The following is an 11,705-nucleotide window of genomic DNA, read 5'->3' as shown; positions in this document are numbered from 1 at the left end:
GCCTCAGGACGTTTTCGCGATCAGCGCAGGCCTTCGACCTTGTCCTTCTGCGCCGCCAGCGACTGGGCGGTGGTCTGGGTGCCGTCGGGCGCCAGGCCTTCGGGCGCATCGTTGCGGCCGACGTTCAGGATGAAGCTGAAATCGGCGCCGGCCACCTGTGCGTTGCCGTGGCAACCCATGCAGCCGCCCATGTTGTAGGTGCTGACGGGCACGCCGCTCGGGCTCTCGAGGAAGAACGTGTTCTTGAACGGGGTGCCGGTCGTCGCGGGCGGTACGATCGGGTTGAAGTCGCTCATCAGCGTGCCGTAGGACGGGGCCTCGGACACCAGCCGCCCGCTGAAGAACTGAAGGTTATAGTTGGTTTCCAGAAGCATGTTGGACTGGTAGTAGGTCGACGGCAGCACGCCGTTGAGTGCCTGATCGAGGATCACTCCCGGCGGCTTGTCGACAGGCTTGTACTGGACGTTCACCAGCTTGTAGTAGGGCCAGGGCGAGTCCGTGATCCCGTTGGCGGAGTTGTACTGCGCAATCGCCTGATGGGCGGCCTTGTTGGCCGCGATCACGTCGGACGGGATCGGGTGGGCGCGCTGGTTCAGGCAGACCGTGCCCTGGGGCGTCGGACTCGGGACGTTCTGATAGTACAGCCGGCTGCCTGGCTGGCAGTTGGCCGTCATCGGATCGTAGGCCTCGTTGTTGGGGTTCTCGGCGGTCGCAAGCGTCACCGAGAGCGTCTGCCCGTTGCCCAGGTCGAAGGCGGGACCGGGATTCTGGACGATGATGTTGCCGTCGGCATCTTCGACCGGCTGCCCGCTCGCCGTCTCGATGGTGTTGGCCTGCTCGAAGGTCGCGTAGATGAAATAAGGTGCGCTCGGTGTCTTCTGGATGATGTGGAGTGAGGCAAGCCCCCAGGCCTCCTGGCGCCAGCAATATTGCTGCACTCCGCTGGGCCCCATCGGCAGCAGCTCGTAGAAGCGCACCTTGTTGACGTGGAACTGGCCGCTGTCGAGTTCCGCCTGGGTCAGGCGGCGCCAGGCCGACTTCGTCTCGATCGTCCCCGCGGGGAACTGTGCGGCCGGCTGGGCGAGCGGTTGCGGATTGCCCGCCAGCACCGCGTTCATGTAGGCGGTGAAGTTGTCCAGTGCCTTGTTGTAGAGCGGATTGTCGGTCTGGTCGCCGTTGAAGTCGTGATTCCAGAAGCCGTCGATCAGCTGGGTGCCGCCGATGCTCTTCGGGTTGACCACATAGGCGTAGTGATTCCGGTTGGCCTTGGCCATGAACAGGAACTGCTGGTCCTGGCCCTGGCCGGGCGCGGCGCCGGCGAACATGTGGTCGAGGAAGATCTCGCTTTCCTCGTCCAGGTTGATCCAGGAGGTCGGGTCACCGGTCGACTGGCCTTGGCAGGCGCCGGTCACGACCGGGATCGTGTTGGAGTTGGGATCGGCGTAGACCGCATAGTTGTACTGGGGCTGCGTGTTGTAGCCGAAGTCGGGTGCGGTCAGCGAAGCGCCCGGCGGCAGCTGCGTATTCAGCGGACCCTGGCCCGGCACGGCGCCGGTAGGATAGTTCGACGGCACGCCGGTGGTGCCGGGTAGGATTTCGACCTTGTGGCGGTAGGTCTGCCAGACCAGAGGCACCGTGTTGGTCGAGGCCGCGGCACCCTGGCCGAACTTCGCATTGGTGTCGGGCGTGTCGCGGTTGTAGGCATTCGGCACGCCCGTGACGGGCTGGGCCGGCCAGTTCAGCGCGATGAACTCCTGCCAGGCGAATGCCGCGGCCGCCTGAAGATCGGCTGCGGGCGCGCCGCCCGGGATGTCGCTCGGCACGGCCGGCTGGACGGTGATCGTCGGTGCCTGTGCCGATGCTGAGCCGCCGGCCAGCGCCGTGCCGGCAAGCAGGCAGGTCGCGGCCAGTCGGCGGACGCGGCTGGATCGGATGTCGGTCATGAGCCTTCCCATGGTGATCCTGGTTCGAGGCTGCAAGGCATGCCATCCGTTGGAACCTGGGGAGCGCTGCCGAGCAAAACCGGGGGTAGTCTAGAATTATTCGGCGGACCCGCAACCGATATTCGCAACTCTCTTTCTCGGTATCGTACTTTGGTTATTCATGGATGTAAAACAATCTAAACGTGTGCGGTTTCCATGATGCTGGCTGGAACGACGGAGGCGACGAACGCCTCGAGACGCCGGGCGGCGGCGTTCCAGGTCCAGTCCTGCTCGGACCAAACCGGTCTCGGCGTGTCGGCGTGGTCCAGGTGCTCGAATTCCGGCGAGGGGAAGGGACCTGCGATCAGCCGGGCACAAGCCCCCGCCAGGGTTGCGACGTCGGGAACGAGCTGGCCGGCGCTCCCCGCGAGATGCGCGGCGGCGTTGCCGGCGTCGCGGGCAAGAATGTACAAGCCGCAGGCCCTTGCCTCCTGCAGCGCCATGCCGAAGGACTCGAAGCCCGACGCGGAGATGAAGACGTGAGCGCGGGCATACAGGCGGGCAATGCGATCCGGCGGCACCGCGCCGAGGAACGCAACGCATTCCCGCAGCGCCGGCGCCTGCGCCACGGCGGCCCGGCACGATGCGGCGTAGGCGGGATCAAGGTCGTCGTGCCCGGCGATCTCGATGCGAAAGCGATCGCCCGTCCGGACCTGGCGACCCAGTTCGAGCAGGAACTCGCGCACCCCTTTGTTGGGAAGAAGATTGCTGACCAGGAGGCCGTGCAAAGGACCTGTCGGGACGGCTCGCGGTTCGGGCCGGAAGCCCAGCGCCGGAGGCGATACCAGGATCGGCACGTCGGGGCCGCCGCCGGTCCGCTCCATCACGGCGCGCTCGGCCAAGGGGCTGGGCACGACGAAGGCGTCGAGGTGACGTAGCAGCGCCGTTTCGCGCCGTCTCCGGTGCAGCCGCTCCGCAGCGTCGGCCGTCGGATCCAGGCTCGGCAGGAAATGAGTGAGCAGGACGAGGCGTTGACCCGCGCGGCTGCGCGCGCGCAGAGACGGCAGGCGGTCGATCAGCAGGCTGTCGACGAGGACGTTTGCTGGCCGGCCTGCCGTCAGCCATGCCGCCGCCTCGGGCCAGTCCATCGTCAGGCAGGTTCGGCCCCGCGCGACGAGAGCCTTGACCAGTCGTTCGTTGTAGAGGTTGCCGCCGGTGATCGACGCCCGGCATTCGGGGAGGACGAACAGCAGCGGTGCATTCGGCACGGGTACGTCCTCTGATTGCCGGCTAGGCTCTCTCCTCGTGGAGTGTATCCCGCGGATACGGCCTTACGCAACCAAAGGGAAAGTATTTCTCCTAAAATGCTCGCCAAAAGCCTCGCTTGGCCTGCGGCTTGCGGTACGTCCGGAAGCCGATCTATCGACGTGCGGTTCTGTCCGGCATCAACCGCACTTGGAATACCCGCAGTTCGAGCAGAGGTCGCAGCCTTCCTGGCGCAGGAGACCGGGCTGGCCGCATCTCGGGCACTGGTGGATGCGGACGGCCGGGCCCGTGTCGGGCTCCGGGGCCGGAGGAACGGCCGTCGGCACTTCCTCGGCGGTTTCCTGCATGTGCCGCTCGATCACCTCGCCGATCGCGGCCAGCAAGGAGGGGACGTAGCGGCCGGCCATCCATTGCCCGCCGCGCGGGTCGAAGACGGCCTTCAACTCCTCCACCACGAAGGACACGTCGCCGCCGCGGCGGAACACCGCGCTGACCATGCGCGTCAGTGCGACCGTCCAGGCATAGTGCTCCATGTTCTTGGAATTGATGAAGACCTCGAACGGACGGCGGTGGCCGTCCTGGATGACGTCGTTGATCGTGATGTAGATCGCGTGGTCGCTCTCGGGCCATCGCAGCTTGTAGGTCCGGCCGGGCAGGGCCTCCGGCCGGTCGAGCGGGTCCGTCATGTAGGCGACCGGACCGTCCTGCAATCGCTCCAGGGCCGGCCCGGGGGGCTGCTCCGGTTCGGGCTGCTCCGGTTCGGGCTGCTCGCGTCGGACCGAGAGCACCGCGCCGGTCACCGCGTTCGGGCGGTAGGTCGTGCACCCCTTGCAGTTCATCTCGTAGGCCTGGACGTAGACGTCCTTGAAGGCGTCGAAAGACAGGTCTTCGGGGCAGTTGATCGTCTTCGAGATCGAGCTGTCGATATAATCCTGGGCGACGGCCTGCATGACGACATGCGCGCCCGGCGCGAGCGACTGGGCATCGACGAAATAGTCGGGCAGCGGCGCCTCGTCGCCGAACAGATCCCGGAAACACCGGTAAGCGTAGTCGTTCACCTCCTCGGCGCGGCGCGTGCCGTCGGGCAGCAGGACCGAGCGGGTGTAGGCGTAGGAGAAGACGGGCTCGATCCCGGACGAGACGTTGCCCGCCAGCAGCGAGATCGTGCCGGTCGGCGCGATCGAGGTGATCAGCGCGTTGCGGATGCCCTGGCGGCGGATCGCCTCCCGCACGTCCTCGTCCAGCGTGCGCATATTGGCGCCGTCGAGATAGCGCTCCGCGTCGTAGAGCGGGAACGACCCCTTTTCCGCCGCGATCGCCGATGAGGCGAGATAGGCGGCGCGGCGCAGGGCTGCGAGCCACTTTCCGGTCAGTTCGACCGCGGGTTCGCTGCCGTAGCGCACCCGGCACATGATCAGCGCGTCCGCAAGCCCCGTCACGCCGAGGCCGATGCGCCGCTTCGCCTTCGCCTCCGCTTCCTGCTGGGGCAGCGGGAAGCGCGAGGTGTCGACCACGTTGTCCATCATCCGGATCGCGACCGGGACGATGTCGTCGAGCGCGTCGAGGTCGAGCCGGGCGTCGGCCGTGAACGGGTCGAGGACGAGGGAGGCCAGGTTGATCGAACCGAGCAGGCACGCGCCGTAGGGCGGCAACGGCTGCTCTCCGCAATTGTGCACGAGCAGGCCGTTGGCATCGAAGGCGTGGATCTCGGGGATGCGTACGTCGAAGACCTCTTCGGTTCCATCCTCGGTCACGGCCGCGACCTCGGACAGGAACCGTTCACGGCTGGGGGTGCTGTCCCATCCTCCCAGGACCGCCGCCAGCCGCGCCTGCCGTTGCGGGTCGGCGGAGCCGATACGCGCGGCGAAGCGCGCGACGTCGGCACCGGTGACGAGCAGTTCGTGCCGGGCGGAACGCGGGTGCCTCTCGTCTGCGCCCTTCTCCTCGGACGGGCCCCGGTCCGCATGGATCCGCCCGACGATGCCGAGGCGCAGAAGCATGCGCTGGACCGCCTGGAGGCGATCGAGGCCGCCCTGCGCGAGCCGGACGCCGGTGTCCCTGGCGTGATGGCCGAGCAACGCGCCATCCGCGTCGAACAGGCCGCGCAGGAAGCCGCGATGGAAGTCGCTGGACGTGCGCTCCAGCGCGGGCGTGATGGTCTTGTCCTCCGGCGTCACGCCAAGGGCGGCGGCGATGGACTTCACGTCCGGGACCAGGGGCTCCGATGCGCCGCCTCCGGCCAGGAGGCCGACGAGGTATCCCTCGGCCTCGCCGTACGTGCCCGGCCAATGCGCGGCCTCGCCGTGATCGTTCAGGACGACGACGGCGCCGGGCTTCAGGTTGCCGGCCTTGGTCCAGGTGGTCTCGACGCGGTGGGGGAACCCGGCGGCGACGGTGCGCACGGGATGGTCGCCGGTGGCGCGCAACGCGAAGCCGTCCTTCGTGACGATACGCAGGACCGGCTTCACTCCGGTCGCAAAGAAGCCTTCGGGAGCCGACGGGAACGGCTGGCCATGGACCATCGCGGAGAAAGGGAGGCCCACCAGTTCCGCCACCCTGCGCGGCCCGTCCGAGGTCTGTACCCAGGCGTCGCCGGTGAGGCAGGGATTGGTCGCCGAGATCGTTTCCGCATACCATAGATTGTTGCGCTGGTTGATGCGGTCGATGAAGATGACGCCGGGCTCGGCATAGGCGTAGGTCGCGCGCATGATGCGGTCCCACAGATCGCGGGCGCGCAGCGTGCGATGGGGCGTGCCGGCGAACACCAGATCCCAGGAGGCGTCCCGGCGCACGGCCTCCATGAACGCGTCGGTCACCAGGACCGACAAGTTGAACATGCGCAGCCGGCCGGGCTCGCGCTTCGTTTCGATGAATTCCTCTATGTCGGGATGGTCGCAGCGCAACGTCGCCATCATGGCGCCGCGCCGCGCACCGGCGCTCATGATCGTCCGGCACATGCTGTCCCAGACGTCCATGAAGGAGACCGGCCCGGACGCGTCGGCCCCGACGCCGCGCACCGGGGCGCCGCGCGGACGCAGCGTCGAGAAGTCGTAGCCGATGCCGCCGCCTTGCTGCATCGTCAGCGCCGCTTCGCGCAAGTGGTCGAATATGGCGCTCAGGTCGTCGGGGATCGTTCCCATGACGAAGCAGTTGAAAAGGGTCACCGCCCGCCCCGTTCCCGAGCCGGCGAGAATGCGGCCGGCGGGCAGAAAGCGGAAACCCTCCATCGCCTCGTAGAAGCGCCGCTCCCAATATTCCGGGTCGTCTTCGCCGGCCGCCAGCGCGCCTGCCACGCGGCGCCACGTATCCTCGACCGACTTGTCCACAGGCGTCCCGTCGAGGGTCTTGAGCCGGTACTTCATATCCCAGATCTGTCGGGAAATGGCTGCGGCTGCGGGCATGATGAACTCCGCTCCGGGCACGCGCGGCAGGGCCGGGGGCCGGAACACCCGCGCGACGCCGATGTTAGACCCATCATGTCGCCGGGTCAAGGAAAACGTTCCTGTTTCGGTCCGTCCGGACCGCGGGGCGCGGTTGCCCCGGCGGAGGGATGACGGCGCGGACTGCCTATTTCTCGCGGCGCCGATCCACAGATTTTTCCACAGCCATCGGCGCTCAGGTGTTGCTTCGGCGCGCCACCAGAGGGGCGTCCGCCGGCCGTTCGGTTGCCGGGCCGCCCGCCGCGGTCACCAGGCGGTCGGTCGCCTGTTCCAGGCTGGCGATCAGGGCCGCCACCGCCTCCTCGCGGGGCAGCCCTGCCGGTATCGGCGGCAGGAACTCGACCGTCACGGTGCCGGGGCGTTTGCGGAAACCGCGCCGGGGCCAGTAGAGGCCGGAATTGAGCGCCATGGGCACGATCGGCAGGCCGAGCTCCTCGTAAAGGATGCCGATGCCGGCGCGGTAGGCGCGCCAGGTGCCGGGCGCGGTCCGCGTCCCCTGGGGGAAGATGGCTATCGGGCGGCCTTCGGCGGCTACCGCGCGCGCGCCGGCCAGCATCGAGGAGACGGCCCGGCCCCGCCCTCCGCGGTCGACCGCGATCATGCGTGCCTTGCGCGCGTACCAGCCCCAGATCGGGACGTAGGTCAGCTCCTTCTTGAGAATGACCGCAGGGTCGTCGACCAGGAGGTGCAGCTTCATGGTCTCCCAGGCGGACTGGTGCTTGGCCGCCAGGAGATAGGGGCCCGTCGTGGGCACGTGCTCGCGTCCCTTCACCTGATAGTCGATGCCGACGATCGTCCGCTCCAGGAAGTGGATCGTCCGCATGTACCACGCGACGACGCGGATCATGCGCGCCCTCGGCAGCAGCAGCATCCACAGCAGGCCGATGCAGGCGAGCGCGGTCCAGCCGAAGAAGGCGACGTTGAACAGCAGGGAACGGGCGAGGGTCGTCAATGCGTGGGTCCGGCTGAGCTGTCGGATGCGCCCCCGTCGGGAACGGCGGCGCAGACCAGACACGCGGGAGCGGACGCCGTCAAGCGATTCCCGCCGGCCCGAAGGTCCGGGCCAGCCAGTAGCGCATGGCGGTCACCAGGAACTTGTTGTATTCGCCGACGATCAGGCTTGCCGTCCCCCGCCATTGCCACCACCCGTCGAGGCGGACCGTGTCCGGCACGACGGGATGAGGCACGATCTGGATGTCGGGCATCGTCATCTGGAATTCGAGCAGGCTGCGGCGCATGTGGTAGTTGGCGGTGACCAGCCGCAGGGACCGGTATCCCTCCGCCCGCATCCAGGCCGCCGTCTCGGCGGCGTTGCCGACGGTGTCGCCGGCCGCATAGCCCAGGACGATGCAGCATTCGAGATGGCCGGGGGGCAACTTCAGCAGCCGCAGCAGGTCTCCCATGTCGACGCCCTGGTGGACGCCGGAGACCAGCAGCTTGTGCGCCACTCCGCGACCGAGCAGGCCGACGCCGGTGACGATCCGCTCGCTGCCCCCGGTCAGCACGACGATGGCGTCGGTCGGGCCCGGGTGGGTCTCGCTGTTGCGTGGGATCTGCTCGGCGAACCATACCAGGCCCATCAGCCAGATCCCGGCGGCGGAGAGCAGGACCGCCGCCGCCGCGCGCAGCCAGCCCACCCGGGGCGGTGGTATCCGGAGCCTGGCCGTTGTGACCGCGCGGCTCATGGCAGGCGCATCAACGCGCGCAGGACGGTGAAGCGTGCCGCGGCCGCGGCAAGTGCCGAGGCGAGCAGCGGCACCGCAAGGAGCACCATCCACTGTACCGACGACAGCGCCATGGCCGGCAGCAGGGCGGCGGACCCGGGGCCGCCGGCGGCGAAACCGAACAGCAGCAGCGTGAGCAGCGCCAGCGCGGCGCCGGCGAAGCTGCCCTTTGCCGCCAGCCCGAGGACGTGGCGCTGGAACTGGCGCGCGACATAGGCGTCCGGCGCCCCCATCAGGTGGAGCAGCTCCACGACCTGGGCGTGGATCGCAAGCCCGGCGCGGGCGACGAAGACCACGGCGCCGACCGCGGCGCCGCCGACCAGGAGCACGACCCCCGCCGCCAGCAGCTCGATCCCCCGTGCCAGCCCCAGCAGGTCGTCCAGCCAGGCTTGATGATCGTCCACCACCGACCCCGGGGCGGCGCGGGCAAGGCGGTCCGCCAGCGCGTCCAGGTCGACCGTGGCGTCGAGGCGGACGTCGATCAGCACCGGCACGGGCAGGTCCTCGAGCAGGGCCGTCTCTCCCAGCCAGGGCGACAGCAGTTTCTGCGTCTGGCCGGCGGACAGGGGCTCCGCGGCGGCCACCCCGGGGGTCGAGCGCAGGACCTCCAGCGCCGCCGCCACCGCCTCCTCGATCCCCAGCGCCGGGTCGGCTCCGGGAGGCGGGGCCACCTCGACCGTCAGGGTTCCGGACAGCCCGGTATCCCACCGGTCGACAAGCCCGGAAACCGCCATCGCCCCGGCCATGGCCAGGGTCGCCAGAAAGACCATCACGGCGATGATCCAAGGCAGGAACCGCCCCGTGACGTCGGTGCCGAGCGGGAGGTCGTAGCGGGGCGCCAGCATCAGGCGGAGACCGTGGCCGAAGCGATTCGGGTCAGCTGTCCGTTGTCGAGCACCAGTCGGGGATGGCCGAAGCGTTCGATCAGAGCTTCGTTGTGGGTGGCGATCACGACCGTCGTCCCGAGCTTGTTCAACTCGTCGAAGAGATGGAGCAGGCGCATGCCGATGCGATCGTCCACGTTGCCGGTCGGCTCGTCCGCGAGCAGGAGGCTCGGCCGGGTGATGACGGCGCGCGCGATGGCGATGCGCTGCTGCTGGCCGCCCGAGAGCGTCGGCGGACGGTCCTGCAGGTGCTCGCCGAGGCCGACCCAGCGCAGCAACTCGGCAACGTGGTCGCGGATCTCCTGCTCCCGCGCGCCGGCGACGCGCAGGGGCAGCGCGACGTTGTCCAAGGCCGAGAGGTGGTCGAGCAGGCGGAAGTTCTGGAACACGACGCCGATGCGCCTGCGCAGCGCCGGCAGCTCTTCCCTGGCCAGGGTGGCGATGTCGCGCCCGAACATGGTGACGAGGCCGCGCGACGGCCGCTGGGCGAGGTACATCAGGCGCAACAACGACGACTTGCCGGCGCCGCTCGACCCGGTCAGGAAGTGGAACGAGCCCGGCTGGAGCGTGAAGCTGATGTCACGCAGCACCTCCGGCCCGGTTCCGTAGCGCATGCCGACGTTCTCGAAGCGTATCAACTCACCACATCCCCGGGGCTTCGTCCCCCACCCTCGTTCCGGCGGCCCGGCGACGCGGAGGATGCCATGTCGGGGCAGCCACCGTCCACGCCTTCGCTCGGTGTTCCGGTATCGGAGCCTCGCCTTGCTTAATACCTCTTTAGTTTCTATAAGACAGGATGCGTCGATCACATCTATATTACAGGAATAATGATCCTCACCTGCCCAGCCTGCTCGACGCGCTATCTGGTCGATCCGTCCGCATTGGGCGTCGCCGGGCGCATGGTGCGGTGTGCGAAGTGCGGCGAGAGCTGGATGCAGGCGCCGCCGCCCGACATGCCGCGGCCGGTCCGGACCGAACCGCGGCACGAGGAATTGCGGCCCATCCCCCCGGGCTCGAACCTGCCTGCGGTCTCTTCGGGGCGCGGCCGGCGCTCCGCCGCGGCCTGGTGGGTGGTGGTCCTGCTGGTCGCGGGCGGGTTGACGGCGGGCGCCGTCGTCGCGCGTGAGGAGGTCGTGGCCGCCTGGCCGGCGGCGGCACGCCTCTACGACACGGTCGGACTGCCGGTCGAGACGGTTGCCGCGGGGCTGGAACTGCGCAACGTCCGCTCGGAGAGGCGTGCGGAGGACGGCCTGACCCAGCTCGTGATCCATGGCCAGATCGTCAACGTTTCGGATCGGGAGCGGGCGGTGCCGACGCTGCATGCCGTGGCACTCGATGCCGGGCAGCAGGCGGTCCGCGACTGGCCGATCACGCCGTCGCGGCCGAGCCTTCTGCCGGGCGAGATCGCCACTTTCGAATCCATGCTGCCGGACCCGGAGCCGGCTATCAGCGAGATCTCCATCACTTTCCAGGGCGGTTGAATATTTTCTCTCCCACGCCTGCGAGAGAGGAATGGCTCCGCCGCGTAGTGCTGGGAAGGTGAAGGTCTGCGGGCGTTGCCCTCACCCTCCCAACCTTCGGTTGGGCCCCTCCCTCTCCCGTTGCACGGGAGAGGGGATATTCTTCCTGCGGCATGGGCTCACTTCCATGGTCGGGGGGCCGCGGGTTCCCGATCAGAACTGACGCAACAGCCGCTCAATGTAATCAAGCTCGTGGCGCGGTCGGGCGAACTCGCCCGACCGGCGCCGCAGCTCGTCCAGAATCTCCCGCGCGCGCTGCAGCTCGGCCTCCTCGGGGATGCGCACGCTGTCGGTGTCGTTCCAGCCGAAGCCGGGCATCTGCCGGCCGAACGGGTCGCGTCCCGTGCCGCTGCGCTGCTGCCCGGGCTGCTGCCCGTTCGGCCCGCTCTGACCCGGCTGGCCCTGTCCCATCATCTGTTGCGCCATCTGCTCGGCCATCGACTGCAGGCCCTGCTGGAGTTCGTCGAGTGCCTGCGTCTGCGGGGGTACGGCCATTCCGGGCTGGCCTTGGCCCAGCGCTTCACCGGCATCGCGCATCGCGCGTTCCGCCCGTCCGAGCGGGCCCGGTATGTCGCCCATGGCCTCGCCGAAGCGCCGCATCAGTTCGCCGAGCTGGCGGCGAAGCGCCTCCTGCTGCTCGGCGCCGCCCGGCATCTGGCCCTGGCCCATCTGGCCTTGGCCCATTTGGCCCTGGCCCTGGCGGCCCTGCCGGTTCGGCATCTGCCCGGGCATCTGGCCCGGCATCTGCCCTTCCATCTGCCCTTCCCCCGGCATCTGCCCTTGCTGGCCCTGCGCCTCGCGGAAGGTCTGGTCGAGCAGCTCCTGCTGGCGCCGGGACAACTCCTGAAGCTCCTGCATCATCTCGCCCGCGGGGTTCTGGCCCTGCTGCATCTGGGCCATGGTCCCCGCCCGCAGGTTCTCCATCAGGTTCTGGAGTTGGCTCAGCATC

At 68.7% G+C, this 11,705-nt stretch carries 9 protein-coding genes; 1 reads left to right on the top strand and 8 read right to left on the bottom strand.

The features are described 5' to 3' along the window. Nucleotides 1-20: 20 nt before the first annotated feature. The 7 genes from VGO20_RS15130 to ftsE all read right to left on the bottom strand — a co-directional run bounded on the left by VGO20_RS15130 (nucleotide 21) and on the right by ftsE (nucleotide 9,874). Complete coding sequence (locus tag VGO20_RS15130; protein ID WP_327503202.1) at nucleotides 21-1,943, bottom strand: hypothetical protein; 1,923 nt, start codon at nucleotides 1,941-1,943, stop codon at nucleotides 21-23. Between the two features lie 176 nt (nucleotides 1,944-2,119). Then, entirely contained in the window at nucleotides 2,120-3,190 is a 1,071-nt protein-coding gene (locus VGO20_RS15125) for a glycosyltransferase family 4 protein (RefSeq protein WP_327503201.1), read from the bottom strand. A gap of 177 nt (nucleotides 3,191-3,367) precedes the next feature. After that, nucleotides 3,368-6,589 carry an LAGLIDADG family homing endonuclease gene (locus VGO20_RS15120; RefSeq protein ID WP_327503200.1) on the bottom strand — a complete coding sequence of 1,074 codons (3,222 nt, stop codon included), beginning with the start codon at nucleotides 6,587-6,589 and terminating at the stop codon, nucleotides 3,368-3,370. Nucleotides 6,590-6,803: 214 nt separating this feature from the next. Beyond that, nucleotides 6,804-7,580, bottom strand: a complete 777-nt coding sequence (locus tag VGO20_RS15115) for a lysophospholipid acyltransferase family protein (RefSeq protein ID WP_327503199.1) — start codon at nucleotides 7,578-7,580, stop codon at nucleotides 6,804-6,806. Nucleotides 7,581-7,659: 79 nt separating this feature from the next. Continuing rightward, on the bottom strand, nucleotides 7,660-8,265 hold the full coding sequence (locus VGO20_RS15110) for a YdcF family protein (protein ID WP_327503198.1): 606 nt from the start codon (nucleotides 8,263-8,265) through the stop codon (nucleotides 7,660-7,662). Nucleotides 8,266-8,309: 44 nt separating this feature from the next. Beyond that, nucleotides 8,310-9,197 carry a cell division protein FtsX gene (locus VGO20_RS15105; protein ID WP_327503197.1) on the bottom strand — a complete coding sequence of 296 codons (888 nt, stop codon included), beginning with the start codon at nucleotides 9,195-9,197 and terminating at the stop codon, nucleotides 8,310-8,312. Further along, the gene (gene ftsE, locus VGO20_RS15100; RefSeq protein WP_327503196.1) at nucleotides 9,197-9,874 is read right to left on the bottom strand and encodes a cell division ATP-binding protein FtsE; all 678 of its coding nucleotides are present in this window, start codon (nucleotides 9,872-9,874) and stop codon (nucleotides 9,197-9,199) included. Before ftsE ends, VGO20_RS15105 begins: the two co-directional genes overlap by 1 nt. Before the next feature lie 189 nt (nucleotides 9,875-10,063). Between ftsE and VGO20_RS15095 the strand changes: the two genes are divergently transcribed. Further along, nucleotides 10,064-10,717, top strand: a complete 654-nt coding sequence (locus VGO20_RS15095; RefSeq protein WP_327503195.1) for a DUF3426 domain-containing protein — start codon at nucleotides 10,064-10,066, stop codon at nucleotides 10,715-10,717. Nucleotides 10,718-10,909: 192 nt separating this feature from the next. Here VGO20_RS15095 and VGO20_RS15090 read toward each other — a convergent pair. Continuing rightward, on the bottom strand, nucleotides 10,910-11,705 hold a 796-nt coding region (locus VGO20_RS15090), incomplete at its 5' end, for a DUF4175 family protein (RefSeq protein WP_327503194.1).

Origin of the sequence: Arenibaculum sp., assembly GCF_035998295.1 — a bacterium.
GTDB lineage: Bacteria > Pseudomonadota > Alphaproteobacteria > Azospirillales > Azospirillaceae > DASYHS01.
The sequence above is the reverse complement of the archived record's forward strand: the minus strand, read 5'-3'. Positions and strand labels throughout refer to the sequence as shown.

Bases quoted from the DNA above. Each gene is read 5' to 3' on its own strand.
- VGO20_RS15130 (WP_327503202.1), bottom strand. From the start codon at position 1,943: ATGACCGACATCCGATCCAGCCGCGTCCGCCGACTGGCCGCGACCTGC.
- VGO20_RS15120 (WP_327503200.1), bottom strand. From the start codon at position 6,589: ATGCCCGCAGCCGCAGCCATTTCCCGACAGATCTGGGATATGAAGTAC.
- VGO20_RS15105 (WP_327503197.1), bottom strand. From the start codon at position 9,197: ATGCTGGCGCCCCGCTACGACCTCCCGCTCGGCACCGACGTCACGGGG.
- VGO20_RS15095 (WP_327503195.1), top strand. From the start codon at position 10,064: ATGATCCTCACCTGCCCAGCCTGCTCGACGCGCTATCTGGTCGATCCG.